At 68.0% G+C, this 26,695-nt stretch carries 27 protein-coding genes and 2 pseudogenes; 14 read left to right on the top strand and 15 right to left on the bottom strand.

Annotated elements, in window-relative coordinates:
- Positions 1-52: 52 nt before the first annotated feature.
- The 3 genes from AC1DYP_RS15020 to AC1DYP_RS15010 are packed head-to-tail and all read right to left on the bottom strand — an operon-like array spanning position 53 to position 2,333.
- Positions 53-388: a peptidase inhibitor I78 gene (locus tag AC1DYP_RS15020; RefSeq protein ID WP_477046996.1), complete on the bottom strand. Its 336-nt coding sequence runs from the start codon at positions 386-388 to the stop codon at positions 53-55.
- Positions 385-846: a DNA polymerase III subunit chi gene (locus AC1DYP_RS15015; protein ID WP_477046995.1), complete on the bottom strand. Its 462-nt coding sequence runs from the start codon at positions 844-846 to the stop codon at positions 385-387. Before AC1DYP_RS15015 ends, AC1DYP_RS15020 begins: the two co-directional genes overlap by 4 nt.
- A 2-nt stretch (positions 847-848) precedes the next feature.
- Positions 849-2,333, bottom strand: coding sequence for a leucyl aminopeptidase (locus AC1DYP_RS15010; protein ID WP_477046994.1), 1,485 nt, complete (start codon positions 2,331-2,333; stop codon positions 849-851).
- A 270-nt stretch (positions 2,334-2,603) separates the two neighbouring features.
- Here AC1DYP_RS15010 and lptF point away from each other — a divergent pair, with 270 nt between their 5' ends.
- The 5 genes from lptF to pdxA all read left to right on the top strand — a co-directional run bounded on the left by lptF (position 2,604) and on the right by pdxA (position 9,745).
- On the top strand, positions 2,604-3,740 hold the full coding sequence (gene lptF, locus AC1DYP_RS15005) for an LPS export ABC transporter permease LptF (RefSeq protein WP_477046993.1): 1,137 nt from the start codon (positions 2,604-2,606) through the stop codon (positions 3,738-3,740).
- Positions 3,737-4,840, top strand: a complete 1,104-nt coding sequence (locus AC1DYP_RS15000; RefSeq protein WP_477046992.1) for an LptF/LptG family permease — start codon at positions 3,737-3,739, stop codon at positions 4,838-4,840. The genes lptF and AC1DYP_RS15000 overlap by 4 nt, the downstream gene beginning before the upstream one ends.
- Positions 4,841-4,865: 25 nt before the next feature.
- Positions 4,866-7,307 (top strand): LPS-assembly protein LptD, encoded by a 2,442-nt coding sequence (locus AC1DYP_RS14995; RefSeq protein ID WP_477046991.1) that lies wholly within the window; start codon positions 4,866-4,868, stop codon positions 7,305-7,307.
- 93 nt (positions 7,308-7,400) lie between these two features.
- On the top strand, positions 7,401-8,732 hold the full coding sequence (locus AC1DYP_RS14990) for a peptidylprolyl isomerase (RefSeq protein ID WP_477046990.1): 1,332 nt from the start codon (positions 7,401-7,403) through the stop codon (positions 8,730-8,732).
- Entirely contained in the window at positions 8,729-9,745 is a 1,017-nt protein-coding gene (gene pdxA, locus AC1DYP_RS14985) for a 4-hydroxythreonine-4-phosphate dehydrogenase PdxA (RefSeq protein ID WP_477046989.1), read from the top strand. Before AC1DYP_RS14990 ends, pdxA begins: the two co-directional genes overlap by 4 nt.
- Before the next feature lie 32 nt (positions 9,746-9,777).
- Here the strand turns inward: pdxA and AC1DYP_RS14980 are convergent.
- A pseudogene (locus AC1DYP_RS14980) lies at positions 9,778-9,894 on the bottom strand (hypothetical protein); the annotation flags it as partial.
- An 11-nt stretch (positions 9,895-9,905) separates the two neighbouring features.
- Here AC1DYP_RS14980 and rsmA point away from each other — a divergent pair.
- Together rsmA and AC1DYP_RS14970 are read left to right on the top strand one after the other, a co-directional pair.
- A complete protein-coding gene (gene rsmA / locus AC1DYP_RS14975; RefSeq protein ID WP_477046988.1) occupies positions 9,906-10,733 on the top strand; it encodes a 16S rRNA (adenine(1518)-N(6)/adenine(1519)-N(6))-dimethyltransferase RsmA in 828 nt (275 codons plus the stop codon).
- 1 nt (position 10,734) lies between these two features.
- Positions 10,735-11,073, top strand: coding sequence for a hypothetical protein (locus tag AC1DYP_RS14970; protein WP_477046987.1), 339 nt, complete (start codon positions 10,735-10,737; stop codon positions 11,071-11,073).
- A 40-nt stretch (positions 11,074-11,113) separates the two neighbouring features.
- On the opposite strand, the gene gmk is transcribed toward AC1DYP_RS14970, so the two are convergent.
- The 9 genes from gmk to AC1DYP_RS14925 all read right to left on the bottom strand — a co-directional run bounded on the left by gmk (position 11,114) and on the right by AC1DYP_RS14925 (position 18,479).
- Positions 11,114-11,758 (bottom strand): guanylate kinase, encoded by a 645-nt coding sequence (gene gmk / locus AC1DYP_RS14965; RefSeq protein ID WP_477046986.1) that lies wholly within the window; start codon positions 11,756-11,758, stop codon positions 11,114-11,116.
- Positions 11,748-12,629 carry a YicC/YloC family endoribonuclease gene (locus AC1DYP_RS14960; protein WP_477046985.1) on the bottom strand — a complete coding sequence of 294 codons (882 nt, stop codon included), beginning with the start codon at positions 12,627-12,629 and terminating at the stop codon, positions 11,748-11,750. Before AC1DYP_RS14960 ends, gmk begins: the two co-directional genes overlap by 11 nt.
- A 1-nt stretch (position 12,630) precedes the next feature.
- Positions 12,631-13,755: an endolytic transglycosylase MltG gene (gene mltG / locus AC1DYP_RS14955; RefSeq protein WP_477046984.1), complete on the bottom strand. Its 1,125-nt coding sequence runs from the start codon at positions 13,753-13,755 to the stop codon at positions 12,631-12,633.
- Entirely contained in the window at positions 13,752-15,032 is a 1,281-nt protein-coding gene (gene fabF / locus AC1DYP_RS14950; RefSeq protein WP_477046983.1) for a beta-ketoacyl-ACP synthase II, read from the bottom strand. The genes mltG and fabF overlap by 4 nt, the downstream gene beginning before the upstream one ends.
- Positions 15,033-15,208: 176 nt before the next feature.
- Positions 15,209-15,448 carry an acyl carrier protein gene (locus AC1DYP_RS14945; RefSeq protein WP_007672577.1) on the bottom strand — a complete coding sequence of 80 codons (240 nt, stop codon included), beginning with the start codon at positions 15,446-15,448 and terminating at the stop codon, positions 15,209-15,211.
- Between the two features lie 187 nt (positions 15,449-15,635).
- On the bottom strand, positions 15,636-16,376 hold the full coding sequence (fabG, locus tag AC1DYP_RS14940; protein ID WP_477046982.1) for a 3-oxoacyl-[acyl-carrier-protein] reductase: 741 nt from the start codon (positions 16,374-16,376) through the stop codon (positions 15,636-15,638).
- Between the two features lie 31 nt (positions 16,377-16,407).
- A complete protein-coding gene (gene fabD / locus AC1DYP_RS14935) occupies positions 16,408-17,352 on the bottom strand; it encodes an ACP S-malonyltransferase (protein ID WP_477032957.1) in 945 nt (314 codons plus the stop codon).
- A 66-nt stretch (positions 17,353-17,418) separates the two neighbouring features.
- Positions 17,419-17,931: a hypothetical protein gene (locus tag AC1DYP_RS14930; RefSeq protein WP_477046981.1), complete on the bottom strand. Its 513-nt coding sequence runs from the start codon at positions 17,929-17,931 to the stop codon at positions 17,419-17,421.
- A gap of 68 nt (positions 17,932-17,999) precedes the next feature.
- Positions 18,000-18,479 (bottom strand): group II truncated hemoglobin, encoded by a 480-nt coding sequence (locus tag AC1DYP_RS14925; protein WP_477046980.1) that lies wholly within the window; start codon positions 18,477-18,479, stop codon positions 18,000-18,002.
- A gap of 122 nt (positions 18,480-18,601) precedes the next feature.
- On the opposite strand from AC1DYP_RS14925, the pseudogene AC1DYP_RS14920 reads away from it, so the two are divergent.
- From AC1DYP_RS14920 to AC1DYP_RS14910, 3 genes and pseudogenes are all read left to right on the top strand, one after another.
- Positions 18,602-19,129 (top strand): annotated as a pseudogene (locus tag AC1DYP_RS14920) (peroxiredoxin); the annotation flags it as partial.
- Between the two features lie 50 nt (positions 19,130-19,179).
- The gene (locus AC1DYP_RS14915; RefSeq protein WP_477046979.1) at positions 19,180-20,295 is read left to right on the top strand and encodes a helix-turn-helix domain-containing protein; all 1,116 of its coding nucleotides are present in this window, start codon (positions 19,180-19,182) and stop codon (positions 20,293-20,295) included.
- Between the two features lie 71 nt (positions 20,296-20,366).
- Positions 20,367-21,185, top strand: coding sequence for a sterol desaturase family protein (locus AC1DYP_RS14910; RefSeq protein ID WP_477046978.1), 819 nt, complete (start codon positions 20,367-20,369; stop codon positions 21,183-21,185).
- 3 nt (positions 21,186-21,188) lie between these two features.
- Here AC1DYP_RS14910 and AC1DYP_RS14905 read toward each other — a convergent pair whose 3' ends face one another.
- Both AC1DYP_RS14905 and AC1DYP_RS14900 read right to left on the bottom strand, forming a co-directional pair.
- Positions 21,189-21,836 (bottom strand): hypothetical protein, encoded by a 648-nt coding sequence (locus AC1DYP_RS14905; protein WP_477046977.1) that lies wholly within the window; start codon positions 21,834-21,836, stop codon positions 21,189-21,191.
- 92 nt (positions 21,837-21,928) lie between these two features.
- Positions 21,929-22,480, bottom strand: a complete 552-nt coding sequence (locus AC1DYP_RS14900; RefSeq protein WP_477046976.1) for a DUF2059 domain-containing protein — start codon at positions 22,478-22,480, stop codon at positions 21,929-21,931.
- 236 nt (positions 22,481-22,716) lie between these two features.
- On the opposite strand from AC1DYP_RS14900, the gene rpsF reads away from it, so the two are divergent.
- The 4 genes from rpsF to AC1DYP_RS14880 all read left to right on the top strand — a co-directional run bounded on the left by rpsF (position 22,717) and on the right by AC1DYP_RS14880 (position 26,593).
- Entirely contained in the window at positions 22,717-23,097 is a 381-nt protein-coding gene (gene rpsF, locus AC1DYP_RS14895) for a 30S ribosomal protein S6 (RefSeq protein ID WP_028038546.1), read from the top strand.
- Positions 23,098-23,112: 15 nt separating this feature from the next.
- Complete coding sequence (rpsR, locus tag AC1DYP_RS14890; RefSeq protein WP_029914647.1) at positions 23,113-23,388, top strand: 30S ribosomal protein S18; 276 nt, start codon at positions 23,113-23,115, stop codon at positions 23,386-23,388.
- Positions 23,389-23,401: 13 nt separating this feature from the next.
- Complete coding sequence (gene rplI / locus AC1DYP_RS14885; RefSeq protein WP_477046975.1) at positions 23,402-23,986, top strand: 50S ribosomal protein L9; 585 nt, start codon at positions 23,402-23,404, stop codon at positions 23,984-23,986.
- Positions 23,987-24,184: 198 nt separating this feature from the next.
- Positions 24,185-26,593 (top strand): TonB-dependent receptor plug domain-containing protein, encoded by a 2,409-nt coding sequence (locus AC1DYP_RS14880; protein ID WP_477046974.1) that lies wholly within the window; start codon positions 24,185-24,187, stop codon positions 26,591-26,593.
- Positions 26,594-26,695 lie beyond the last annotated feature (102 nt).

Here is a 26,695-nt window from a genome sequence, read left to right as displayed (position 1 = left end):
ACGCTGCCACTATCGCCGATTGACGCCTATGCGTTGCGTGCCAGTGAAAACTCTACCCGCACTTGATCTGCTGAACGACGCCGGTGTCGGGGTTGAACAGGATGTTCAGCCGGTCGGGGCGGTAGTCCATGGTCACCGGGCAGGTGGTGCACGCCACCCGCCAGCGCGAGGGATCGACCGGGGCCGGCAGGTCGGTGCGGTTCTTGCCGACGAACGCCTGGGCGTCCTTCAGGCCGCACTGGTCCTTCTCGGATTCGGTGGGCTTGGACGGCAGGGCGATGGCTGGCGGGGCGGTCGGGGTGGCCGGCGGCGGCATCGGCGCGGGTTCGGGCGCGCTGGAGCACGAGGCTAAAACCAGGACGACGCCCGCCATCAGAAACCGCTTCATGCCTGCTTCTCCCATCCGCGTTCGGCGCCCTGACGCCAGTAGGACACGGGGTGGCCCGCGCCCTTGAAGGCCTTCCATCGGCCCCGCGCCAGGCGCAGGGCCTCTTCGTCGCGACCGTCGAACAGCACGATGCAGCGTTCGAACGCCGAAAGATCGCCCGGCTCGGCCCCGTCGAGCAGGAACAACGCCTGACCGCCGTTCGGGTTGTCCAGCTTGTCGGTCAGCAGCACCGGCTGGCGGTCGGCCATCGGCTCGTCGTCAAGGCCGTGCGGCAGGAAGCTGTCTTCCCGCCAGGTCCACAGATGGGCGTCCAGGGCGCGCAGCCGGGCGGGGTCGCCGCCGCGCACCAGGGCCCGCCAGCCGCGCCCCAGGGTCTTTTCCAGCAGCCCGGGCAGCACCTCTTCCAAGGGGCTGCGCTCGAGGTGGTAGAACCAGATGTCGCAGAGCGCGGCGGTCAAGGTCAGCCTTCGTAGGCGTCCGCCACGAGGCGGTTCAGCAGGCGCACGCCGAAGCCGACCGCGCCGTCCGGGACGGTCGGATCGGTCGAGGGCTTGCGCCAGGCCACCGAGGCGATGTCCAGGTGGGCCCACGGCACGCCGTTGACGAACTTCTGCAGGAACAGGGCCGCGGTGATCGAGCCGGCCGGACGGCCGCCGATGTTCTTCATGTCGGCGATCGGGCTTTCGATCTGCTTTTCGTAGGCGGCCGGCATCGGCATCCGCCACAGCGGCTCGCGCTCGGCCTTGCCGGCGGCCAGAAGCTTTTCCGACAAGCCGTCGTTATTGCTGAACAGACCGCCCAGGTCGTGACCCAGCGAGATGATGATCGCCCCGGTCAGGGTGGCGAGGTCGACCATGAACTTCGGCTTGAAGCGGTCCTGGCAGTACCAGAGGGCGTCGGCCAGCACGAGGCGGCCCTCGGCGTCGGTGTTGATGACCTCGATGGTCTGGCCCGACATCGAGGTGACCACGTCGCCAGGACGCTGGGCGTTGCCGTCGGGCATGTTCTCCACCAGGCCCAGGATGCCGATGGCGTTGACCTTGGCCTTGCGGCCGGCCAGGGCATGCATGACGCCGGTCACGGCGGCCGCCCCGCCCATGTCCCACTTCATGTCCTCCATGCCGTCGGCCGGCTTGATGCTGATGCCGCCGGTGTCGAAGGTGACGCCCTTGCCGACGAAGGCCACGGGCTGGGCCGACTTGTCGGACGCGCCGGTCCACTTGATCACCACCAACTGGCTCTCGCGCCGGCTGCCCTGGCCCACGCCCAGCAGGCTGCCCATGCCCAGCTTGGCCATCTCGGCCTCGCCCAGGATCTCGACCTCGAGACCCAGCGTCTCCAGGCCCTTCACGCGGGCGGCGAATTCCTCGGGATGCAGGATGTTGGCCGGCTCGGCGACCAGGTCGCGGCTGAACAGGATCGCGTCGGCGACCGGTTCGAGCGCGGCGAAGGCCTTCCGCGCCTTGGCCGGATCGGCGGCCGCCACCTTGACCACGCTGACCGACGGCTTCTTCTCGGCCTTTTCGGTGGTGCGGTACTTGTCGAAGCGATAGGCCGCCAGCTTGACGCCGAACGCCGCGCGGGCCGCCGACTCGGCGTCGCCGCCGCCCAGCTTCAGCACCAGCTCGGTGACGCCCGAGGCCTTCAGCGCCTGGAAGGCGTGGCCGGCGGCGATTTCGACGGTCTCGGGTTCGAACGCGCCGTCGCCGTCGACGCCGACCAGCAGCACGCGGGCGGCCTCCAGGCCGGCGGGGGCGATCAGGTCCAAGGTCTGGCCCTTGGCGCCGGTGAAACGGCCGCCGGCGACGGCGCGCGCCAGGGCGCCGCCGGTCGCGTCGTTGACGGCCTTGGCTTCGGGCGACAGGGCGGCGGCTTCATAGGCCAGAACCGCCAGCGCGGCGTTGGCGCCGGCCTGGGTGTCGGCGGTGACGAACTCGATACGCATGACGCGCTCCTGAAAACCGATGGAGCCCTAGCAGGACCTTCAGCCCGTTGGATTGACGCAAACCCGAACCGAAGAAAAGCACCAATCGTCGGGGTCGTCGGGGCGGCGGTCGTCGAATGCGGATGAACGCCGCTTTCTCGCCTGACTTGAGCGGTTGTGCGCACGCGAACACGCCGTGTAGAAGAGACCCGTTCTGGGGCGCGCCGCGCGACTCCCTGTCTTTCCGCCCCACTCTCTTCCCTTGCCAGACGGTCCCCTGCCCCAACGTCGATGCGCCTGATCGAACGCTATCTTTTCCGCCAGTTCCTGGGCCCGACGCTGTTGGCGACGCTGGCCCTGGTGGCGCTTGCCCTGCTGGCGCGCAGCCTGTCGGAGTTCGACGTCCTGATCGAACAGCGCCAGAGCGCCGTGGTCTTCCTGAAGATCATCGCCCTGGCGCTCCCCCAGCTGCTCAGCATGATTCTGCCGATCGCCCTGTTCGTGGCCACCCTGGTGGCGCTGAACCGGCTGCACACCGAGCAGGAGATCGTGGTCTGTTTCGCGGGCGGCATGAGCCGCTGGCGGGTGATCTCGCCGGCCATGCGGCTGGCGGTGTTCGCGACCCTGGTGTCGCTGGTCATGAGCCTGTGGGCCGCGCCGTGGAGCTCGCGGGCGATTCGCGAGACCTTCTTCGACATCAAGTCCGACCTGGCCTCGACCCTGGTGCGTCCGGGCGAGTTCACCGAGCCGGGCCCCGGCCTGACCGTCTACGCCCAGACGATCGATCGTGATCAGATCATCCACAACCTTTTCATCCACCAGGAAAAGGCCAACGGCGGCGCCATCACCTACACCGCCCGCGAAGGCGTCATCGCCGAACGCAAGGGCTTGCCGGTGCTGATCCTGCGCAAGGGCTCCAACCAGGAGTTCTCCAGCTCGGGCGTGCTGCAGTACCTGTCGTGGGACGAATACACCTTCGATCTGAGCTCGCTGTTCCAGAGCGACGAGCTGCTGCACTACAAGATCGGCGACCGCTATCCGCACGAGCTGTTCTTCCCCGACCTGACCCAGGAGTGGGAGCAGCAGAACCGCGAGAAGCTGCTGGCCGAAGGTCACTGGCGCCTGGCCAGCCCGCTCTACAACCTGGCCATGATGTCCATGGCCGTGGCGGCGGTGATCGGCGGATCGTTCAGCCGGATGGGTTATGGCAAGCGGATCGCCGTCGTCGGCGCCGCCGCGGCGACGATCCAGATCCTCGGCTTCGGCGTGAAGGCCGCCTGCGACAGCGACATCTGGCTGAACCCGCTGCAGTACATGGTGCCGCTGGCGGCCATCTGGTGGGGTCTGAGCCAGATCTTCCGCCAGAAGGTCAAGCGCTACATCGCGATCGGCGCCCACGACGAGCTCCAGCCGCTGGGGGCTCGATGATAGGCGTCGGCATGATCGAGCGCTATGTGCTCAGAAAGACCCTGGGCGGTCTGGCCGCCGCCCTGGCCGTCGTCAGCGTGCTGGTCATGCTGATCGCCTTCGTCGACATCTCCAAGAACGTCGGCACCCGGGCCGAGGTCGGCTTCGCCGAGCTGCTGTTCCTGACCGTGCTGCAGGCGCCGGCCACCATCCTGGTGCTGACGCCCTTCATCTTCCTGTTCGGGACCCTGGGCGCGTTCGTCGGCCTGAACCGCCGCAGCGAGCTGATCGCCATGCGGGCGGCGGGCGTTTCGGCCTGGCGCTTCATCATGCCCGCGGCCGTCGCCGCCTTCGTGATGGGCCTGGTGACCCTGACCCTGCTCAACCCGCTGACCTCGGCGATGAGCGCCCAGTTCGAAACCTCGCGCAACGCGCTGATGGAAAGCTACCTGAAGTCCGCGCCCAAGGGGCTGTGGCTGCGCCAGGGCGACGAGAAGACCCAGGTGGTCATCCGCGCCCGGGCCCGCGACCAGATCGACGGCGCGGTCCGCCTACGCGGCGTGTCGCTGTTCGTCTACGCCGTGCAGCCCAACGGCACCCTGCAGTTCTCGCAGCGCATCGAGGCCGACGAGGCCCGGCTGGAGCCCGGCTTCTGGCGCCTGTCCGGTGTGCGCGTGGCCATGCCCGGCGCCGGGGCGATCCGGTCCGAGACCCAGACGATGCCCTCGAACCTGGACGACCGGACGGCCTCTGAGCGGTTCAACAACCCCCAGGCCATCGCCGTCTGGCTGCTGCCCGAGACCATCAAGCGCACCGAAGCCGCGGGCTTCTCGTCGATCCCCTTCCGGCTGCGGCTGCAGCAGGTGCTGGCCACGCCGCTGCTGTTCGCGGCGATGTCGGTGCTGGCGGCCGCTTTCTCGCTGCGGCTGATGCGGCTGGGGGGCCTCGCGGGGCTGGCCGGCGCCGGCGTGACGCTGGGTTTTGGTTTCTTCTTCTTTAACGAGCTGTGTGGCGCACTGGGCAAGGCCGACGTGCTGACGCCGGCCATGGCCGCGTGGACCCCGCCTATCGTGGCGCTTTTGGCGGGACTGACGCTGCTTTGCTATACCGAGGATGGTTGAGTCTGTGTCGGGATCGAGGTCGTTGATGTTGGAGCTTCGCTGGGGGGCGAGAGAAAAGGGCCGAGCGGTCCTGCTGGCCGGAGCGGCCTGGCTCGCCCTGGCCGGCTCGGCCCAGGCGCAGCAGCCGCTCGCCACGATCCCGGCCGCGCCCGCGCCGGCGACGGCCGTGGACGACGGCCTGGGCGACACCGGCTACTATCTCGAGTCCGACCTCCTGATCCGCGACGACGCCAATCAGAAGATGATCGCCCGCGGCGACGTCGAGGCCCGCTACCAGGGCCGGACCCTGCGCGCCGACGAGGTGATCTACGACACCAAGACCGAGGTGGTCACCGCCCACGGCCATGTGACCCTGATCAACGCCGACGGCACCGCCCAGTTCGCCGACGACATGACCATGGACAAGGACCTGAAGGCCGGCTTCGCCCGCGGCTTCTCGGCCCGCCTGGACAAGAACATCAAGATCGCGGCCGACAGCGCCGTGCGCCGCAATGAAAAGATCACCGAGATGAACAAGGCGATCTACACCCCCTGCGAGGTGTGCGCCGAAAAGCCCAAGCCGACCTGGAGCATCCAGGCCGACAAGGTGGTCCAGGACAAGAACAAGCACCTGGTCTACTACCACGGCGCGACGATCCGCATGTTCGGCGCGCCGCTGATGTACCTGCCGGTGTTCTGGCATCCGGATCCTCAGACCGAGCGTCGCTCGGGCTTCCTGGTGCCCAAGATCGGCGTCTCCAAGAAGCGCGGCTTCGTCTACCAGCAGCCCTATCTTTTCGTGATCTCGCCGTCTCAGGATTTGGTCGTAAGTCCCCAGATCAACACGAAAGTTAACCCGTTCCTCAATGCGCAGTACCGCAAGCGCTTCTATTCGGGATACGTCGAGGCGCGGGTCGGCGCCACCTACGACAAGGACTTCGACAACCACGGCGACCGGTTCGGCGAGGCCACGGCCAAGAGCTACATCCTGGCCAAGGGCCTGTTCGACGTCGACGAGAAGTGGAAGTGGGGCTTCACCGCCGAGCGGGCCTCGCAGGCGCTGATCTTCGACGACTACGACATCAGCGACGTCTACGCCCAGCGCGGCCAGTACTCGGCCGACGACCATCGCCTGATGTCGCAGATCTATGCGACCCGCCAGTCGGACCGGTCCTATTTCTCGGCTTCGATGATTTCGGTGCAGGGCCTGCGCGTCGTGCAGGTCGATCCCGGCACGGGCCTGGCCAACCAGTTCGAGAACAGCGGCGCCTTCCCGCTGATCGGGCCGTTAGTCGAGGGCCGCTGGGAGCCGGAATCGCACATCCTGGGCGGCCGTCTTCGCATCAACGGCTCCGGCGTGGTGCTGACGCGCTCGGAGTCGCAGTTCGGAGAACCGCCCTACGCCTACGCCGCCTACAAGGGGCAGCCGGGCGTGGATTCGGCGCGCGGCACGATCGAGGGCGACTGGCGCGCCAGCATGATCCTGGGTCCGGGCCTGCGCGTGGAGCCCTTCGCCCAGGCGCGCGGCGACGCCTATCGGGTCGACGACGTGTTCCTGCCGCCCAGCGCCCTGGCCGCCGGCGACACCAAGACCGGCATCAACTATTCCCGCGGTCTTGGCGTCGCCGGGGTCGATCTGAGCCTGCCGATGTTCAAGCCGCTCAAGGGCGGCGGCAGCATTGTCCTGGAACCCCTGGTCCAGCTCGCGACCGGTTCGGATAGCTCGCAGGTGCCGATCGTCGTCGCCCGCGATGCGGCCGGCAATCCGATCTACTTCAACGAAGACAGCACCAACTTCGAACTCGACGAAACCAACCTTTTCGACGTCAACAAGTCGCCCGGCTTCGACCTCTACGAAGGCGGCACGCGCATGAACGTCGGCGGTCGCGCCACGGTGAAGCTCGCCGACGGCCGGGGCGGCAGCGTGTTGCTGGGCCGGAGCCTGCGCACCAAGGTCGATCCGCTGATGCCGACCCGCGCCGGGCTGGATCAGAAGGCTTCCGACTGGATCGTGGCGGCCACCGTCACGCCGATCCGCGGCGTCACCGCCTTCACGCGCGCCCGCTTCGACGACGACACCAGCAAGCTCAACCGCCTGGAAGCGGGCGTCGACGCCTCGGTCGCCCGCGGCTTCGCGTCCCTGCGCTACCTGAAGGACAACAGGGACACCTCGGGCCTGCGTCAGGAAAATCTGGACTTCGTGGGCGACTACAAGGTCAGCGAACATTGGGGCGTGACCGCCCTGGGCCGCCTGTCCTATCAGGACGCCCGCGCCTTCGGCCTGCCGGCCGACAGGAGCGAGTGGTCCTGGACTCGTCGCGACCTGGGCGTCTACTACAAGGACGACTGCATCCGCGTGGATGTGATCTACCAGAACGAGGATCGCTACACCCAGACCTCGGACAGCGGCCTGAGGTTGAGGGCCGATCAATCCGTGGTGCTGCGCCTAACGCTCGCCACATTGGGCGACACACTGTACACCGATTAGAATGTCATCGCGTCGGGGGACGCGCGGTTAAGCGCGCGCCTTCCTTTGGACGCGTCTAGAGGAACGACAATACCGATGCGGTCTGCGCGTAGCGTGACAACCCTGGCGGCCAGCGCCGCCTCCATCCTCGCCTTGACCGTGGCGAGCCTCGGTTTGCCGGCCCAAGCTCAGGAAGCCCCCCCGGCCCCGGCCGTGGAAGCCCCGGCCGCGGCGCCGGCGGCTCGCAATCCCCTGTCGGAAAGCGTCGCGGCGGTCGTCAACGACGACATCATCTCCAGCTACGACCTGATGCAGCGCATGCGCCTGCTGATGGTGACGTCGGGCATGCAGCCGACCCAGGAGAACCTGCCCCAGCTGGAGCAGGAAGCCATGCGCTCGCTGATCGACGAGCACGTCCAGATGCAGGAACTGCGTCGGGTCGAGAAATCTCAGAAGATCACGATCATCTCCACCGACAAGGAGATCGAGGAGCAGATCCAGGACATCGCCAAGGGCAACAACATGACGCCCGAGCAGCTGACCCAGTCGCTGCAGGCGCAAGGCGTGGGCATCGACACCTGGAAGGCGCAGATCCGCGCCGACAGCAGCTGGCAAGCCTGGATCAGCGGCCGCTATGGTTCGCGCCTGCGGATCGGCGACGACCAGATCAAGGCCTTCGAGCGCCGCCAGGCCGAAGCCTCCGCCAAGCCGCAGTACCAGGTCAGCGAAGTGTTCATCGACGCCGGGCGGGTCGGCGGCATGGAAGTGGCCGAAAACGGCGCCAAGCAACTGGTTACCCAGATGCAGCAGGGCGCGCCCTTCCCGGCCGTGGCCCGCCAGTTCTCGGCCTCGCCGACCGCGGCCAACGGCGGCGACGCCGGCTGGATCAGCCCCGGCGAAATGCCGCCCGAGGTCGACGCGGCGCTCGAGCAGTTGCGCCCCGGCCAGCTGTCGGCTCCGATCACCGTACGCGACGGCGTCTACATCATCTATCTGCGCGAGAAGCGTTCGGGCGCGAAGACCGCCCTGGTCGACCTCAAGCAGGTCGCCGTGGCCCTGCCCCGCGACGCCGCCCAGCCGCAGGTCGACGCCGCCAACAAGCTGCTGGTCGACCTGAAGCCCAAGATCACCAGCTGCGAGACGCTCGAAGCCACCGCCGGCAAGATCGACGGCGTGGTGGCCGGCGACCTGGGCGAGGCCGAGATCACCGATCTGGCCCCGGCTTTCCAGGAAGCCGCCAACACCCTCAAGGTCGGTCAGGTCTCCGATCCGATCCGCACCGACGCCGGCCTGCATTTGATCGCCGTCTGCGGCAAGCGCCAGTCGGGCGCCCAGGCCCCGACCCACGATCAGATTGAAAATCGCCTGCGCGGCCAACAGCTTGCGCTGATCTCCAAACGTTATCTGCGAGACCTGCGCAACTCGGCGACCATCGAAACCCGGTGAAGACCGCGGCCCTCGCCCTGAGCGCAGGCGATCCAGCCGGCATCGGGCCGGAAATCATCGCCAAGGCCTGGTCCGTCCTGCGCGCCGAAGGCCCGACGTTCATGGTGGTGGGCGACGCCCAGCTGCTGGCCTCGGCCGGCGGCGGGGTGAAGGTCCGCCCCGTCACCGGACCGGTCGAGGCGATCAAGGTGTTCGGCGAGGCCCTGCCGGTCCTCGACATCCCGCTGCAGTCCCCCGTGGTGGCCGGTCAGCCGTCCAGCGCCCACGCCGCCCAGGTGATCCGCTGGATCGAGACCGGCGCGGGCCTGGCCCTGTCGGGCGCCGTGGCCGGCCTGGTCACCGCTCCGATCGCCAAGGCCCCGCTCTACGACGCCGGTTTCGCCTTTCCGGGCCATACCGAGTTCCTGGCCGAACTGACCCATGTGGGCGAGCGCCAGCCGCCGCACGGCCCGATCATGATGCTGGCGGCCCGCGACCTGCGCGCCACCCTGGTGACCATCCACACCCCGCTTTCAGCGGTCCCCTCGGCCTTGTCCATCGAGGCGATCGTCAACGCCGGCCTGGTGACCGTCGAGGCCCTGCGCAAGGACTTCGGCATCGCCGTGCCGCGCCTGGCGGTGGCGGCCCTGAATCCGCACGCGGGCGAAGGCGGGGCCCTGGGCGGCGAGGAGGCGGCGATCATCGAGCCCGCCGTCCGCGCGCTTCGCGCCGCCCTGAGTGATTGGGGTGTCGAGGTCAAGGGCCCCGCCCCCGCCGACAGCCTGTTCCACGCCGAGGCCCGCGCCACCTACGACGCGGTGCTGTGCATGTATCACGACCAGGCCTTGATCCCGGTCAAGATGCTCGACTTCTGGGCCGGGGTGAACATCACCCTGGGCCTGCCGATCGTGCGCACCTCGCCCGACCATGGTACGGGTTTCGACATCGCCGGCCGGGGCCTGGCCCGGGCCGACAGCCTGATCGCCGCGATCCGGCTGGCGGCCGAGATCGCCGACCGCCGCGCCATTGCCTGAGCGATTCAGATCCAGCTTTTGACGGTAGTGGAGCGCCCTCGTCCTTCGACAAGCTCAGGATGAGGGCTATGGCGAAGGCCGTTTCGGTAGAAATCCTCATCCTGAGCTTGTCGAAGGACGAGGATTGCGGTCCAAGACCTGCGAACCAGAGCGTTTTGACATGACTTCGCACACCCTCGCCGACCTGCCGCCGCTCCGCGAGGTTCTCGCCGAGCATGACCTGCTGGCCAACAAGAGCTTCGGCCAGCACTTCCTGCTGGACCTCAACATCACCCGCAAGATCGCCCGGCTGTCCGAGGTGGGCGAAGGCGACGTGGTGATCGAGGTCGGCCCCGGCCCCGGCGGCCTGACCCGGGCCCTGCTGGAGACCGGCGCGCGGGTCGTGGCCGTCGAGATGGACAAGCGCTTCATCCCGTTGCTGGAAGAACTGGCCGTCGCCGCCGAGGGTCGACTGGAGATCGTCCAGGGCGACGCCTTGAAGGTCGACATGGCCGCGATCGCCGGCGGTCCGGCCCACATGGTCAGCAACCTGCCCTACAATGTCGGCACGCCGCTGCTGATCAACTGGCTGACCGGCCCGTTCCGGCCGCTGTCGATGACCCTGATGTTCCAGAAGGAGGTCGCCGACCGCATCGCCGCGGATGTCGACGACGACGCCTATGGCCGCTTGGCCGTGGTCTCCCAGACCGTCTGCGGCGCCAAGGTGGTCATGGACCTGCCGGCCCGCGCCTTCACCCCGCCGCCTAAGGTGGCCTCGGCGGTGGTGCGCCTGGTCCCGCTGGAGCCGGCTCCCGACAAGGCGATGGTCGCGGCCCTGGAGAAGGTCACCGCCGCCGCCTTCGGCCAACGCCGCAAGATGCTCCGCTCCAGCCTCAAGGGCCTGGGCGGCGGCGCGCTGTGTGAGAAGGCCGGGATCAATCCGGACGCGCGGGCCGAGACGATCCCGGTCGAAGGCTTCCAGGCCTTGGCTCGGGCGGTAATGGCCTGACATGCAGGGCGACACGTCGGAGGCCCTGCTTTCAGCTCTGTTCGTTGCCGCTCGCGATGGGAGCGTGCGGATCTTCGGACAGCGCCAACTGCGCGCCTTCGCCGATCATGTCGCGGCACAGGGCGAGGTTATCCGCAATGTGGAGACCTACGAGATTTCGGGCGAGCTCGAAATCCCACGCATCGATCTGGGGCTCTATCAAGGCTCGGCGGACGAGGCCAATCGACCCGCCGTGGTAAGGCTGGCGGCTTCCGAGAGCCGCCTGAAGGAGATTATGGAAGACGCTGACGAGGAGAGCTGCTCGCTGGTCTTTGACGTTTGGACAGACGAGAACGACTAATTCTTGGTCGCCGCGACTTCAGGCTGGCCGTTCGTCATACCTAGATCTCTTCCGCCAGCAGATCCCCCACCAGGTTGCCGATCCACGGGTTGCGGGCCCGCTTCTGGCGTTCGGCGTGGTAGATGTGGGCCAGGTCCGAATAGGCGCGGTCGAAGTCGTCGTTGAGGATCACGTAGTCGAACCGCTCCCAAGCGGCGACCTCGTCCTTGGCGCGGGCCAGGCGCTTGGCGATGACCTCTTCGCTGTCCTGGCTGCGGGCGTGCAGGCGGCGGCTCATCTCGGCCAGCGACGGCGGCAGCACGTAGATCAGCACCGAGTCCTCGGGCAGTTGCTTATGGACCTTCATCGCGCCCTGGAAGTCGATGTCGAACAGCACGCTCTCGCCGCGCTCCAGCGCCTCGACGATCGGGTCGCGCGGGCTGCCGTAGTGGTTGCCGTAGACCTCGGCCCATTCCAGGAAGGCGTCGTCCTGGATCATCACCTTGAACTTGTCGTGGGTGACGAAGTGATAGTCGCGGCCGTCGTGCTCGCCCGGACGCGGGTCGCGGGTGGTGGCGCTGATCGACAGGTGCAGGTCGTTGTGGTCGGCCACCAGGCGGCGGGTCAGCGAGGTCTTGCCCACGCCCGACGGGGCCACGACCATCAGCAGCAGGCCGCGCGTGCGTCCATGCGGATTATTCGACATTCTGAACCTGTTCTCGGAATTGTTCGATCGTGGCCTTCAGATCCAGGCCGTGCGTGGTCAGCGCCGTCAGCGCCGACTTGCTGCAAAGGGTGTTGGCCTCGCGCATGAACTCCTGGCTGAGGAAGTCCAGGCGACGCCCGGCGGCCGCGTCGACGGCCAGCAGTCCGCGCGCGGCGACGACGTGGCTGGACAAGCGGTCCAACTCCTCGCGGACGTCGGCCTTCACGGCCATGGCGGCGGCTTCCTGGACGATGCGCTCTTCCGAGGCCGCCTCGCCGATCAGCTCGGCCAGCTTGCGGGCGTAGCGTTCCTTCAGCACGGCCGGCTGGCCGGCGGCTTCCTGGGCGGCCAGGACGGTCAGCGCCTCGATCCGGTCGACCGCGCCGGTCAGGATCGGGGCCAGGGCCGCGCCCTCCTCCAGCCGCGCCGCCTTCAACCCGTCCAGGGCCTGGGCGATCGAGGCGGCCATGGCGGCCTCGATCTCGGCGCGATCCTCGGCGGCGTCGTCCTCTTCGCGGGCGTCGATCACGCCGCGCAGGGCCAGCAGGCCGTCCAGGGTGGGCTTGGCGACCATGCCGGTGGCGACGTAGGGCGCGCCGGCCTTCAGGTAGCGTTCCATCGCCTCGACATTGATCTGCACGTTGCCTTGCGCCTCGGCGCGCTTGGCCTGCAGGTTGACGGTCAGCTGGCCGCGCTGGAAGCGGGCCTGGGCGCCGTCGCGGGCCGCGCGGTCCAGGCTCTCGAAGCCCGGCGGGCCGCGAAAGCGGGTCTCGAGGTTGCGGCCGTTGACGCTGCGCGCCTCCACCGCCCACGTCCAGGCCCCGTGCGAGCCCTCGACGCGGGCGAAGCCGGTCATGCCTGACAGCGCCATCCTAGCCTCCGGCGAGCGGGGTCTTGGCCGTCACGGGGCCGGCCGCCTTGGCGCGTTCGACCTGGCGCCACTTGGCGACATTGCGCTCGTGCTCCTCGTAGGTCGAGGCGAAGACGTGACCGCCCGTGCCGTCCGCGACGAAGTACAGGTCGTCGCTCTTCATCGGATTGAGCACCGCCTCCAGGGCGGCCTTGCCCGGATTGGCGATCGGGGTCGGCGGCAGGCCGTCGATCAGGTAGGTGTTGTAGGGCGTCTGGCGCTGCAGTTCGGACTGCAGGATGCCCCGGCCCAGCGGCCGTCCGCGGGTCAGGCCGTAGATGATCGTCGGGTCGCTGCCCAGGCGGATGCCCTGGCGCAGGCGGTTGATGAACACCGCCGCCACGTGCGGGCGCTCGCTGGCCAGGCCCGTTTCCTTCTCGACGATCGAGGCCATGGTCACGGCCTGGTCCTTGGTCTCGAACGGCAGGCCCGGCTGGCGCGCGGCCCACAGCCGGTCGAGCAGTTCGTCGCGGTCGTCCATCATCCGCTGCAGAACCGCCGCACGGTCCTCGCCGCGCTGGACCTGATAGGTCTCGGGCAGGATCGAGCCCTCCGGCGGGGTCGGGACGGTGCCGGTCAGTTCCGGCGCGCGCATCAGGATGTCGACCACCATGTCCGAGGTGAGGCCCTCGGCGATGGTCACCTGGTGGCGGACGATCTTGCCGTCGCGGATCTTGCCCAGCACCTGGCTGAGCGAGGCCCGCGAGGCGAATTCGTACTCGCCGGCCTTGAGCTTGCGCGCCGCGCCGGTGGTCTGGGCGGCGGTCAGGAACAGCGAGGAAGAGCGGATCACCCCCGCCTGCTCCAGGGTCGAGGCGATCTCGGGCAGGCTGGCCCCACGCCGCAGGACGACGCTGGTGACCTCGCCCGATCGGGCGGCGGGGCCGGGGCCCTGGTAGACCCACATCGCGCCCAGCACGACCACCATGGCGGCCAGGCCCAGCATGGTCAGCAGGCCCGCGCCCATGGCGGCGATGCGGCGCCCGACCGGCGCGGTTTCGCGCCGGCGCGGGTTGGCCTTGCGGGGAGCCCCCGTCTTCGGTGTCGGACGCGGCGTCCGGCGCTGGGGCGAGGGCTTGCGGCTCACGAGACTTTGCGGAACACGACCGAGGCGTTGGTGCCGCCGAAGCCGAAGCTGTTGGACACCGCCACGTCGATCTTGTGCGGCACGGCCTTGTTCGGCGCCAAGTTCATGGCGACGTTCACGTCCGGATTGTCCAGGTTGATGGTCGGCGGGGCGATCTGGTCGCGGATCGCCAGGATCGAGAAGATCGCCTCGATCGCGCCGGCCGCGCCCAACAGGTGGCCGGTCATCGACTTGGTCGACGACATCACCACGTTCTTGGCGTGATCGCCCAGAAAGCGCTCGACGGCCCCGGCCTCGATGCCGTCGGCCATGGTCGAGGTGCCGTGGGCGTTGACGTAGTCGATATCCGAGGGCTGCAGGCCCGCGTCCTTCACGGCCGCCGACAGGGCCCGGAAGCCGCCGTCGCCGTCTTCCGACGGAGCGGTGATGTGATAGGCGTCGCCCGACAGGCCGTAGCCGATCACTTCGGCGTAGATCTTGGCGCCGCGCGCCTTGGCGTGCTCGTACTCTTCCAGAACGACGGCGCCGGCGCCCTCGCCCATCACGAAGCCGTCGCGGTCCTTGTCATAGGGGCGCGAGGCCTTCTCGGGCGTGTCGTTGAAGTCGGTGGAGACGGCGCGGCAGGCGATGAAGCCGGCCATGCCGACCTTGCAGACGGCGGCTTCGGCGCCGCCGGCCACCATGACGTCGGCGTCGCCGTACTTGATCAGCCGGGTGGCGTCGCCGATGGCGTGGGCGCCGGTGGCGCAGGCCGTGACCACCGAGTGGTTGGGGCCCTTGAAGCCGTAACGGATCGAGACCTGGCCCGAGATCAGGTTGATCAGGGCCGAGGAGATGAAGAACGGGCTGATCCGGCGCGGCCCCTTGGCTTCCAGCTCCAGCGCCGTGTCGGCGATCGTCGACAGGCCGCCGATGCCCGAGCCGAGAATCACCCCGGTCCGATACTTGTCTTCCTCGGTTTCCGGGACCCAGCCGGAATCCTTCACGGCTTCGTCCGCGGCGGCGATGCCGTACAGGATGAAGTCGTCGACGCGCTTCTGGTCGCGCGGGCTCATGGTCAGGTCGGGGTTGAACGCGCCCTCGACGTCGGGCCCGCCGCCGCCACGACCGTCGACGCGCGGCACTTCGCAGGCCACCTGACAGGCGTATTCGGTCGGATCGAAGGCCGAGATCCTGTTCGCGCCGGACTTGCCGGCCAGGATGTTCTTCCAGGTGATATCGACGCCCTGACCCAAGGGGGTCAGGAGGCCAAGCCCGGTGACGACGACTCTACGCATGGATCACTCCTAACCTTCGCATCGCGGACATATGGGGAGGGTGCTGACGAATCCGACACGCCCCCCGACACCGCGAATCTCGGCCACATACGAAAACCGCCGCGCGCACGATGGCAAGAGCCCGTGCGACGCGGCGGTTGATAGTCCTGTTCGCAGAAATACGCGAACCCGACGCCTTAGGCGCCGGTCTTTTCCGTGATGAACTTCACGGCGTCACCGACGGTCTGGATGTGCTCGGCGGCGTCATCCGGAATTTCGATGTCGAATTCTTCTTCGAACGCCATGACCAGCTCGACGTTGTCGAGGCTGTCGGCGCCCAGGTCGTCGATGAAGCTGGCCTTTTCGGTGACCTTTTCCGGATCGGCGTCCAGGTGCTCGATGACGATCTTACGCACGCGCTCGAGAATGTCGGACATTCTGTTAGTCCCTCGTTTTGAATCTTGCAGTTCCGTGGACGGCTCGGACAAGCCTCACCACCCACGGGAATTGTCGGGCCACCGCCTATCACGTTCTTTTTCGAGTGACTAGCGGCACGTCCGGATAGAAATGTGGGCTTTCGTCTTTCCAAGCAGAAAGGCGAGGAGCCCAGGAAAAGACGACCCGTCAGATCATGGCCATGCCGCCGTTGACGTGCAAGGTCTGACCCGTGACGTAGCCGCCCTGGTCACTGGCGAGGTAAACGCACGCAGCGGCGATATCGCTCCCCTCGCCCAGACGGCCGGCCGGAATGGTCGACAGGATGCCGGCCTTCTGCTGCTCGTTCAGGGCGTCGGTCATCGGGCTGGCGATGAAGCCCGGGGCCACGCAGTTCACGGTCACGTTACGGCTGGCCAGCTCCTGGGCCAGGGCCTTGGAAAAGCCGATCATGCCGGCCTTGGAGGCGGCGTAGTTGGTCTGGCCCGGATTGCCGGTGACGCCGACGATCGAGGTGATGCCGATGATCCGGCCCGAACGGCGCTTCATCATGCCCTTGGCGGCGGCGCGCGACAGGCGGAAATAGCCTTCCAAGTTTACCTTGATGACGGTGTCCCAGTCCTCGTCCTTCATGCGGACGATCAGGCCGTCGCGGGTGATGCCGGCGTTGGCGATCACGATGTCCAGCGGCGCGCCGGCGGCTTCCTCGGCCTTGGCGACCAGGCCGTCGACCTGTGCGGCATCCGAGAGATTCGCGGCCACGAACGAGACGCGTTCGCCGAACTGGGCGGCCAGCTCGGACAGGGCCGATTCGCGGGTGCCCGAGAGCACGACGTGGGCGCCTTGGCCGTGCAGGGCCTTGGCGATGGCCCCGCCGATGCCGCCCGTGGCGCCGGTGACGAGGGCGGTCTTGCCGGTGAGATCGAACATTTTGGGTTTCCTCCCCAAGGAATGGATGGGGTTAGAGCGATTTCGCGAAGGCTTCGAGGTCGGCCGGGCTGTTCAGGGGAACGGCTTCGGCGTCCGGAGCGATCCGCTTGGCCATGCCCGACAGCACCTTGCCCGCGCCGGCCTCGGCGAAGCGGGTGACACCGCCCTCGTTGGCCAGCCAGGTCATGCTTTCGCGCCAGCGGACGCGGCCGGTGACCTGCTCTACCAGCAGCTTGCGGATGACGTCGGGATCGTGGACCGGCGCGGCGGTGACGTTGGCCACCAGCGGCGCGCGCGGCGAGACGATCGTGGTCTTCGACAGGGCCTCGGCCATCTCGTCGGCGGCCGGCTGCATCAGCGGGCAGTGGAACGGGGCCGAGACGTTCAGCGGGATAGCCCGCGCGCCCAGCTCCTTGGCCTTCTCGATGGCCTTGTCCACGGCCGCCTTGGCGCCGGAGATCACCACGTTGCCGTTGTTGTTGTCGTTGGCCACGACGCAGACGCCGACCTCCGAGCCGGCGGCGGCGGCCGCTTCAGCCAGGGCCAGGTCGGTCTTGGGGCCAATGAGAGAGGCCATGGCGCCCTCGCCCACCGGCACGGCGCGCTGCATGGCCTGGCCGCGCAGCTTCAGCAGGCGGGCGGTGTCGGCCAGGGTGATGGCGCCGGCGGCGGCCAGAGCGCTGTATTCGCCCAGGCTGTGGCCGGCCACGAAGGCGGCCTTGTCGATCCCGACGCCGAATTCCTTTTCCAGCACGCGGGACACCGCCAGGCTGACCGCCATCAGGGCCGGCTGGGCGTTCTCGGTCAGGGTCAGGTCGGTCTCCGGGCCTTCGACCATCAGCTTGAACAGCTTCTGGCCCAGGGCGTCGTCGACCTCCTGGAAGACCTCGCGGGCGGCGGCGAAGGCCTGGGCGAGATCGGCGCCCATGCCGACCGTCTGGCTGCCCTGCCCCGGGAAGATGAAGGCGATGCTCATGGCCCGCTCCGTCGTTACAAATCCAAGGGCGGGAGGGTTATGGGATCACCGCGTCACGGGCAAGGATCAGTTTTGCCCCTCGATCGCCTCCGGCGCGGCGGCGATGACCGTCTCCGACGCCAAGGACGGAGGCGGCGGGGCGAGCTCCAGAACCGGCCGTGGCGTCGGCCAGGGCGGCGGACAGCCCTTGCGCGCCAGCTTCTTGGCGCTCCAGGACGGATCGCAGGGACGCCGCTGCTCCTGGGCCCGCAGGATCGACATCATGACGATGTTCTGCTGGATCAGGGCCATGGTCCGCTTGTTGTGGTCCGGCTTGGGAATGCTGACCGAAAGCGGCGGCTTGGGCGGCTGGGGCGGGCAATGCGGCGTCTGCCCCGTGATCTGGGTCCGGAGCGGCGTCGAGGTCCGGGTCGGGACCCGCGGCATGACCGAAGCCGGCATCGGCGGACGCGGCGTCACCGGAACCGCGACGCGGGACGACGGAACGGCCCGGAAGGCTCGGATCGGCGGCGTTTCGGCCTGGGCCAGAGCGGTCGCCGCGGCCATCAGGACCGCCATGGAAAGGATCGCGCCGCGCATTCGAGCCGCCTCCGCCTGTCGCCCCTCTCTACCATGGCGAGAGGAAGGGCGCGATAGTCGACCGCGTCTCAGCCCAGCCAAGGTCCGCCCGGCGGTCCCCAGCCCCAGACCGGCATCGGCGGGTTGTCGGCGGGCGCCTGGACGCCCGGCGCGGAGTTGATCACCGCCAGCCGCGTGCCCCATTCCAGATAGCCGACGAAGGCGGCGCGGAATTCCGGATCGGCCGGCAGTCCGACAGCATCGGCGGTGTCCAGCATCAGCGACACCCAGGCCCGGCGCTGCTCTTCCGTCAGATGCCGGCCCAGATGGTGGCCGATCATCGAGGCGTGCCCGCCGCCGGCCTCGCTGTAGGCCTTGGGCCCGCCGAACACCTCGGTGACGAAGGCGGCCACATGCTCGGCGTGGCGCGGGTTCATGCCGGCGAACACCGGGGCCAGCACGGGATCGTCAGGCACGGCGGCGTAGAAGGCCTCGAACAGCGCCCTGAACCGCTCGGGCCCGCCCGCCCAGGCCGCCAGGGTGGGGATTTCCGTCTCGCCGAGCGCCATGGCCGCCTCCCGTTTCCTACTTTGGTCTTACGGGCGCAGGTTGACGTTTGGAAGGCGAAGGAATGGCGTTATTGAAATCGTGACGCAGCTGGCTGCGCCCTCGCCTTCCCTGGAGCCTACGCATGCAACGCCTGCTTACCGGTCTCGCTCTTTGCGGCGCCCTTCTGGCCGCCTCCCCCGCCCTGGCCGCCCTCAAGGTCGGCGACACGGCGCCCGACTTCACCGCCCCCGCCGCCCTGGCCGGCAAGGACTTCTCCTTCACCCTGGCCAAGGCGCTGAAGAAGGGCCCGGTGGTGCTGTACTTCTTCCCGGCCGCCTACACGTCGGGCTGCACGGCCGAGGCCCACGAATTCGCCGAGGCGACGCCCGAGTTCGAGAAGCTGGGCGCCACCGTGATCGGCGTCACCGGCGGCAATGTCGACCGCATCAAGGACTTCTCCAAGGAGCACTGCCGCGACAAATTCGCGGTGGCGGCCGCGAACGCCGACCTGATCAAGAAGTACGACGTCGTGCTGCCGATGAAGGACAACCTGTCCAACCGCACGTCCTACGTCATCGCCCCCAGCGGCAAGATCCTGCTGGCCTACAGCGACCTGAACTTCCAGGGCCACGTGACCAGCACCATGGACGCGGTGAAGGCCTACAAGGCCGGCAGCAAGGGCCGGATCGGTCCGCGCGCGTTTCGTTTAGAGTGCCGGCCATGGGCGACACGATCCTCTTCGAGACCTTGGCCCGCGGCGTCGCCATCGGCGGTTTCGCGGTCACCGGACTGGGCCTGGTCCTGGATCGGCGCACGACGCCCGCGCGCTGGGTCGGCGGGCTGTTCTTCGCCTGCGCCATGGCCCATGTGATCGAAGGTTACAGGCCGGGCGGCGTGGCCGTGGCCTCCCCGATCGTCTGCGCGCTGTCGGTGGCGACCACCGGCCTGTTCTGGGCCCTGGCCTACGCCCTGTTCGCCGACGAGCGGCGCTTCTCCCCGCATCGCCTGTGGCCGGCCGCGGGGCTGGTGGCGCTGTGGTTCCTGGCCCGGTCGATGCCGCCGACGATCTGCAAGCCGTTCTGGCTGGTCTTCAACCTGGCCTCGGCCGGACTGGTGCTGCACGCCTTGCTGGTGATCTGGCGCGGCTGGCGCGACGATCTGGTGGCCCAGCGCCGCCGCATCCGGGGGCCGGTGATGATCGCCGCCGCCGGCTACATCCTGCTGCTCAGCATTCGGGACATGGCCTGGATCGGCGGCCTGCCGGGGCTGCCCGCCGCCGGCCTGCTGCAATCGCTGACCCTGGCCGCCCTGGCCGTGGCCGCCTCCGCCGCCCTGCTGCGCGCCGAACCGCTGCTGGTGGTGGTGGTTCCCATGGCCGGTGAGGCGGCCACGCCGACGCCCGCGCCCTTGATGGACCTCACTCCCGCCGACCGCCTGGTGCTGGCCCGGCTGGAGACGGCGATGGACCAGGACGAGGTCTGGCGCGGCGAGGACCTGTCGATCAGCGCCCTGGCCGCCCTGGTCGGCGCGCCCGAGCACCGCCTGCGCCGGCTGATCAACGGCGTGCTGGGCCACCGCAACTTCGCCGACTACGTCAACGGCCGCCGGATCGAAGCGGCCAAGACCGCCCTCGCCGCCCCGGACCTGGCCCTGAAGTCGATCTCGACCATCGCCTACGAGCTGGGCTTCGCCTCGCTGGGCCCGTTCAACCGCGCCTTCCGGGCCGCGACCGGCGTCACCCCGACCGAATGGCGAGCCGCCAACACCCCGGTTCCGCCCCGGCTGAGGCTGGTCGAAACCGGCGATCCTTCGTCGAAATCCGACAAGACGGCCTGATTTCGCGATCGGCGCGACGCGCGGCGGTCGAAGCGCCTTCCTCCGGGCATCGCTCATCCGAGAAAAGCCCGATGTCGTTCCTTCTTCCGCTCGCCGAGAACTGGCTGCAGTCCACCTTCACCGACGTCAGCCGCTACGTGATCTTCGCGGTCGGCGTCTGGCTGGCCCTGTGGGTCGTGCTGGCGGTCCCGCTGGCCGGCCGCAAGATCCGCGAGGGGCGCCCGCCGGCCCGCCAGTTGCTGATCGAGTTCGCCACCTCGATTCGCTCGATCATGATCTTCTCGACCGTCGGCCTGATCAGCTTCGGCCTGTTCCACGCCGGCCTGATGCCCGGCCCCTACATCGCCCGAAGCCTGGGGCCCGTCTGGTTCTGGACCAGCCTGGCGTTGATGATCGTCGCCCACGACGCCTGGTTCTACTGGACGCACAGGCTGATCCACGACCGGCGGCTGTTCCGGACCTTCCACCGCCGCCATCACCGGTCCAACAGCCCCTCGCCGTTCACCGCCTACAGCTTCGACCTGGGCGAGGCAGCGATCAACGCGCTGTTCGTGCCGCTGTGGATGCTGCTGGTCCCCACCCAGTGGCCGGTCGCGGGCCTGTTCATGCTGCACCAGATCATCCGCAACACCCTGGGCCACAGCGGCTACGAGCTGTTCCCCGCGAGCCGCGACGGCCGCCCGCTGCTGCCCTGGCTGACGACCGTCACCCACCACGACCTGCACCATGACCAGGCCGGCTGGAACTACGGGCTCTATTTCACCTGGTGGGATCGGATGATGGGCACCGAGAACCCGCGCTATCTGGAGCGGTTCGCCCAGGCCGTGCGGCGCCCTAAGCAAGACTTGGCGGGACGCGAGGGTGCGGAAGCGGCGGCCGAAGCCGCCTGAACCCTACCAGGTGGTGCGGACCAGCTTGACCATCAGCCGGCCGTCCTGGACCCGCTCGTCGGCGGCGCGCAGGCTGACGGTGAACTCGGCGGGGATGTCGAACGGCCGGGTCAGGCTGAAATCGACGCCCTCCTCGCCCATCGTGCCGCCGCCGACGGCGATCGAGGCGACCGGCCGGCCGTCCAGGGTCAGTTCGGACCGCACATTGGCCCGGGTCACCGGCGTGGCGCCGCGCAGATAGACCGGCTGGCTGGCGTTCATGTCCATCGACAGGCGCACATAGTTGGTCTTGGGCAGCAGGCCAAAGCCGAACGAGCGGGCCAGCGACGAGCGGATCGCCGCCTCGCGGGCGTTCCAGGACGCGCCGACGCCGACCGCGCGGTTGGCGGCGAGGTGTTCATCGGGCTTCTGGTTCAGGTTGAGGTCGAAATTATAGGTCGGGTCGTCGATCGCCCCGGCGACCTTGGCGGTGAAGGTCGCCTTCTCGGCGTCGCTGGACAGGTCCAGGGTCTGGGCGGCCGAATAGCCCTGGAAATGGCCGTCAGCGCCCCACACCGACAGGTCGGGCTTGCGCACGACGTCGCCCGCCGTCGCCGGCGCGGCGACGACCGTCAGCAAAGCCACGATCAGGGAAGTCGTCCTGAACCCCATGAACGCCCGATAGCACAAGGCGGCGAGAGGCTGAAGCCTGTCGCCGCCCAATTTATATGACAGTTGTTCGACAGCCCGTTTTCCGGGCGCGATCAGGACTTGGCCGCCTTTCGGGCGGGCGCGCCGGCGGCGTCGCAGCCGAGCTTGGCGCACAGCTTCTGCAGCATCTTGGTCTGCGTCTCGGCCATGATCGCGGGCATCTGCGTCATCATCTTCTGGGTGAGTTCGGGCGTCTTGGCGATCAGGGCCTGGCCGGACGGTCCCTCGTAGAACGCCACCAGGTCGCGCAGCTCCTGCTCGCTGAAGACCTCGGCCACGGCGTCGAGCATCGGCGCCTTCATCTTGTCGGTCATCTCGTGCGTGGTTTCCAGGACGGTCTCGCTGATCAGGCGGCTCTGTTCGTCGGTCACCGACGGAGTCTGCTTGCGCATGGTCTCGATCATGGTCGGGACCATCTGGTCCATCATCTGGTTCAGCAGCGTGTCGTAGTGGATCGCCTTGAAATAGCGCTCGGCCAGGGCGCGGGTCTCGGGCGAAGCCTTGGACGCGGCGGCGGGCGGCGGCGGCGACGCCTGCCGGGCGTGGGCCGCGTTGCCGGCCAGGCACAGGGCCGCCGCGGCGACGAGAACAGCGAGACGTTTCATGATAAATCCCCCGACGGTGAAGCTGCACCTCCTTGCCCCAGGGCTACCTAGGGATGCAAGCCCGCCGCGCGACTTGTACTTCCGCGCCCTTTCCTGTATTAGCGCGCCCTCTCACGGATGGCGGTCTTGCACGCAGCCCTTTGGGTCGGGATTTCCCGCTCGGCATGCAGGATCCATCGTGGTCGACGGACTTCCGCCGTCGCCCGCGCCGCTATCCAAACCGGAAGAAGGAAAACATGGCGTTCTACGAACACGTGGTCATCGCGCGGCAGGACATCTCGCCGCAACAGGCCGAAGCTCTGAACGAGCAACTGAAGGCTCTCCTGGAAGAAAATGGCGGTCACATCGCCAAGATCGAATACTGGGGCCTGCGTAACCTCACCTATCGCATCAAGAAGAACCGCAAGGGCCACTACTCCCTGCTCGCCATCGACGCTCCGGCCGCGGCCGTGAAGGAGATGGAACGTCAGCTGCTGATCAATGAAGACGTGCTGCGCTTCATGACCATCCGCGTCGAAGAGCTGGACCTGGAACTGTCGCCGGTTCTGGCCCGTCGCGACCGCGAACGTGGCGAGCGCACCGAGCGCCCGCGCGACGACTTCGCGCCGGCCGCGTAAGGGAGAAGAGAGATCATGACCGATACCACTGCTCCCGAAGCCGGCGCTCCCGCCGCCGGTGGCGGCGCCCGCCGCCCGTTCTTCCGTCGCCGCAAGGTTTGCCCGTTCTCGGGCGCCAACGCGCCGAAGATCGACTACAAGGACGTGAAGCTGCTGCAGCGTTACGTCTCCGAACGCGGCAAGATCGTGCCGTCGCGCATCACCGCGGTGTCGGCCAAGAAGCAACGCGAACTGGCCAAGGCCATCAAGCGCGCCCGCTTCCTGGCTCTGCTCCCCTACGTCGTGAAGTAAGGGAGACACCACGATGAAAGTCATTCTGCTCGAACGCGTCGAAGGCACCGGCGTCCTCGGCGACGTGGTCACCGTGAAGGACGGCTTCGCCCGTAACTTCCTGCTGCCCCGCGCCAAGGCCCTGCGCGCCAACTCGACCAACCTGAAGACCTTCGAAGCTCAGCGCGCTGAGATCGAAGCTCGCAACGTCAAGAACCGCGAAACCGCTGGCAAGTCGGGCGAAGGCCTGGAAGGCAAGCAATACGTGATGATCCGTCAAGCCGGCGAAAGCGGCCAGCTGTACGGTTCGGTCGCGGGTCGCGATGTCGCCGACGCCATCAAGGCCGAAGGCGGCAAGGTCGATCGCTCGATGATCGTCCTCGACAAGCCGATCAAGACGCTGGGCGTCCACGAAGTGAAGGTGAAGCTGCACGCTGAAGTGACCGTCACGGTCACCCTCAACATCGCGCGCAGCCAAGACGAAGCCGAACGCCAAGCGCGCGGCGAAAACGTCGTCGCCGCTCAGTTCGAAGAAGACCGCGCCGCTGACGCCGAAGCCGCCCAAGACATGGCGGAAGGCGGAGCCGGTTCGTTCGAAGGCGACCACTACGAAGCCTAAGCCGGCTTAATAGCGTCTAGAAAAACTGAAGAACGGCGCGGAGAAATCCGCGCCGTTTTTTTCTGCGCGTTTAACCAGAATTGCTCAGCTTGTGAGCGGATGCACGCATCCCCATCCTTTCCCTAGGGGGAGAAGGGCTCCTCCGCTTCCGGAACAAAAGGCCTTGAGCCTCTGGAAGCCATGCGAGGGGATTTCGCAATGCGTTTCAAAAGCTTCCTTCTGGCCGCCGCCTCCATCGCGGCCGTTTCCGGCGTCGCCCAGGCTCAGGACGTCGCCGCGCCGACCGACTCGACCGAGGTCGATCAGGTCGTCATCACCGGCACCCGTGTCGCCCGTTCGCGGCTGGACACCGTCTCGCCGGTCGACGTCGTCGACAACAAGGCCCTGACCCGGCAGGGCACGCCGGAACTGGCCCAGGCCCTGGCCAATCTGGCGCCCTCGATCGACTTCCCGCGTCCGGCGGTGACCGACGGCACCGACTCGGTGCGCCCGGCCACCCTGCGCGGCCTGTCGCCCGACCAGACCCTGGTGCTGCTGAACGGCCACCGCGCCCACACCTCCGCCCTGGTCAACATCAACGGCTCGATCGGCCGAGGCTCCGCGCCGTTCGACCTGAACACCATCCCGACCGCCGCCCTGGACCGCGTCGAGATCCTGCGCGAAGGCGCGGCCGCCCAGTACGGGTCGGACGCCATCGCCGGGGTGATCAACCTGCGTCTGCGCGAAGCCAGCCACGGCGGCGGCGCCAGCGCCACCTACGGCATCTACAACACCGACGTGAAGACGGCCCGCGACCGCGACGGTCGCAAGGCCCACGACGGCCCCACCTACAGCGCCTCGCTGTGGCAAGGCTTCGCCCTGCCCAACGAAGGCTTCCTGACGGTCACCGGCGAATATTCGTTCCGCAACCCGACCAACCGCGCCGACCGCGACCCGCGCGTCTCGCCCCAGAAGGTGACCGGCGTCTACGGCGACCCCCAGGTCGAGACCAAGACGATCTACGCCAACTTCGGCCTGCCGCTGAACGAGGCCTGGAGCCTGTACGGCCTGGCCGGCTACCAGAACCGCAAGGGTGAAAGCTCGGCCTTCCCGCGCCTGGCCGACAACGCCAACAACTATGTCAGCGTCTATCCGACCGGCTACGTGCCGCGGATCACCACCAAGATCGACGACTACAACCTGGCCTTCGGGACCAAGGGCGTGATCGGCGGCTTCAACGTCGACGCCAGCGTCACCTACGGCAACAACAAGGTCGAGTACGGCACGATCAATTCGCTGAACGCCTCGCTGGGCCCGAGCTCGCCGACCCGCTTCAAGGACGGGTCGATGCAGTACGGCCAGACGGTGGCGGCGATCGACGTCAACCGCCCGCTGGAGCTGTTCAACTTCGCCAAGCCCAGCACCCTGGCCTTCGGGATCGAATACCGCGACGAGACCTACAAGATCGAGGCCGGCGAGACCGCCTCGTGGATCAACGGCGGCAACGGCAAGGGCGCCGGCGCCCAGGGCTTCCCCGGCTTCCGCCCAGCCAACGAAGTCGACGTCAGCCGCAACGCCACCAGCCTCTATGTCGACCTGGACAACCAGATCACCGACAAGCTCGATATCGACCTGGCCGCCCGCTACGAGGACTATTCGGACTTCGGTTCGACCACGACGGGCAAGATCGCCGCGCGCTACGACTTCACCGACAACTTCGCCCTGCGCGGCGCCTTCTCGACCGGCTTCCGGGCTCCGGCGCTGCAGCAGCAGTACTTCACCACCACCTCGATAAACATCGTGTCGGGCGGGGCGGCGGTGGACGTCGGCACCTTCCCGGCCACCAGCGCCACGGCCGCGGCCCTGGGCGCCAAACCGCTGGAGCCGGAAAAGTCGAAGAACTATTCGCTGGGCGCGGTCTATCACAAGGGCCCGTTCGAGCTGACGGTCGACGCCTACCAGATCGACATCGACAACCGCATCGTGCTTTCGGAGAACATCCAGGGCGTCAACGGCGGCACCCCGACCCAGCAGGCGATCTACAACCTGCTGCAGCCGTTTGGCGTGACCACGGCGCGGTTCTTCGTCAACGGCGTGGACACCACCAGCAAGGGCGTGGACGTGGTGGCGCGCTACCGCCTCGACGCCGACGAGGCCGGCCGCTTCGACCTGACCCTGGCGGCCAACTACAACCAGACCGACGTCAACAAGGTGCCGACCACCAGCACTCTGTCCGGCCTGCCCGTGCCCCCGCCCCTGTTCGCCCGGGTCAACGTCCTGACCTACGAGCAGGGCACGCCCGACCACAAGTTCGTGGCGGCCGGCGACTGGAGCAACGGCCCGTGGGGCGCGACCCTGCGGGGCACGGCCTACGGCTCGGTGCTGATCCCCAACGCCACCCCGGCCCTGGACTACAAGTCGGGCGCCAAGACGGTCTGGGACGCCGAGGCGCGCTATACCTTCCTCAAGGACGTCACCTGGGCGCTGGGCGTGAACAACCTGTTCGACGAGTACCCCGACCAGGCCCCGGCGCCGGTCAACACGACCGGGGTGGTCGCCTTCCCCAGCTACTCGCCGTTCGGCTTCAACGGGCGCTTCCTCTACACCCGCCTCAGCTACAGCTGGTAGGCTGACCTAGGGTCAAGACACAACGGCGCGGGACATTCTCCCGCGCCGTTTTCATGCGTCCGTTTCTGACGTGACGGAGCGGCAGAATATACACAGAACATC

The sequence above is a fragment of the Caulobacter sp. P1_D6 genome, assembly GCF_056406095.1.
Note: the sequence above shows the minus strand (reverse complement) of the source record. Positions and strands in the feature narration are given on the sequence as shown.

Bases quoted from the DNA above. Each gene is read 5' to 3' on its own strand.
- AC1DYP_RS15020 (WP_477046996.1), bottom strand. From the start codon at position 388: ATGAAGCGGTTTCTGATGGCGGGCGTCGTCCTGGTTTTAGCCTCGTGC.
- AC1DYP_RS15010 (WP_477046994.1), bottom strand. From the start codon at position 2,333: ATGCGTATCGAGTTCGTCACCGCCGACACCCAGGCCGGCGCCAACGCC.
- lptF (WP_477046993.1), top strand. From the start codon at position 2,604: ATGCGCCTGATCGAACGCTATCTTTTCCGCCAGTTCCTGGGCCCGACG.
- AC1DYP_RS15000 (WP_477046992.1), top strand. From the start codon at position 3,737: ATGATAGGCGTCGGCATGATCGAGCGCTATGTGCTCAGAAAGACCCTG.
- AC1DYP_RS14995 (WP_477046991.1), top strand. From the start codon at position 4,866: ATGTTGGAGCTTCGCTGGGGGGCGAGAGAAAAGGGCCGAGCGGTCCTG.
- rsmA (WP_477046988.1), top strand. From the start codon at position 9,906: ATGACTTCGCACACCCTCGCCGACCTGCCGCCGCTCCGCGAGGTTCTC.
- AC1DYP_RS14970 (WP_477046987.1), top strand. From the start codon at position 10,735: ATGCAGGGCGACACGTCGGAGGCCCTGCTTTCAGCTCTGTTCGTTGCC.
- gmk (WP_477046986.1), bottom strand. From the start codon at position 11,758: ATGTCGAATAATCCGCATGGACGCACGCGCGGCCTGCTGCTGATGGTC.
- AC1DYP_RS14960 (WP_477046985.1), bottom strand. From the start codon at position 12,629: ATGGCGCTGTCAGGCATGACCGGCTTCGCCCGCGTCGAGGGCTCGCAC.
- fabF (WP_477046983.1), bottom strand. From the start codon at position 15,032: ATGCGTAGAGTCGTCGTCACCGGGCTTGGCCTCCTGACCCCCTTGGGT.
- AC1DYP_RS14945 (WP_007672577.1), bottom strand. From the start codon at position 15,448: ATGTCCGACATTCTCGAGCGCGTGCGTAAGATCGTCATCGAGCACCTG.
- fabG (WP_477046982.1), bottom strand. From the start codon at position 16,376: ATGTTCGATCTCACCGGCAAGACCGCCCTCGTCACCGGCGCCACGGGC.
- fabD (WP_477032957.1), bottom strand. From the start codon at position 17,352: ATGAGCATCGCCTTCATCTTCCCGGGGCAGGGCAGCCAGACGGTCGGC.
- AC1DYP_RS14930 (WP_477046981.1), bottom strand. From the start codon at position 17,931: ATGCGCGGCGCGATCCTTTCCATGGCGGTCCTGATGGCCGCGGCGACC.
- AC1DYP_RS14925 (WP_477046980.1), bottom strand. From the start codon at position 18,479: ATGGCGCTCGGCGAGACGGAAATCCCCACCCTGGCGGCCTGGGCGGGC.
- AC1DYP_RS14915 (WP_477046979.1), top strand. From the start codon at position 19,180: ATGGGCGACACGATCCTCTTCGAGACCTTGGCCCGCGGCGTCGCCATC.
- AC1DYP_RS14910 (WP_477046978.1), top strand. From the start codon at position 20,367: ATGTCGTTCCTTCTTCCGCTCGCCGAGAACTGGCTGCAGTCCACCTTC.
- AC1DYP_RS14905 (WP_477046977.1), bottom strand. From the start codon at position 21,836: ATGGGGTTCAGGACGACTTCCCTGATCGTGGCTTTGCTGACGGTCGTC.
- AC1DYP_RS14900 (WP_477046976.1), bottom strand. From the start codon at position 22,480: ATGAAACGTCTCGCTGTTCTCGTCGCCGCGGCGGCCCTGTGCCTGGCC.
- rpsF (WP_028038546.1), top strand. From the start codon at position 22,717: ATGGCGTTCTACGAACACGTGGTCATCGCGCGGCAGGACATCTCGCCG.
- rpsR (WP_029914647.1), top strand. From the start codon at position 23,113: ATGACCGATACCACTGCTCCCGAAGCCGGCGCTCCCGCCGCCGGTGGC.
- rplI (WP_477046975.1), top strand. From the start codon at position 23,402: ATGAAAGTCATTCTGCTCGAACGCGTCGAAGGCACCGGCGTCCTCGGC.
- AC1DYP_RS14880 (WP_477046974.1), top strand. From the start codon at position 24,185: ATGCGTTTCAAAAGCTTCCTTCTGGCCGCCGCCTCCATCGCGGCCGTT.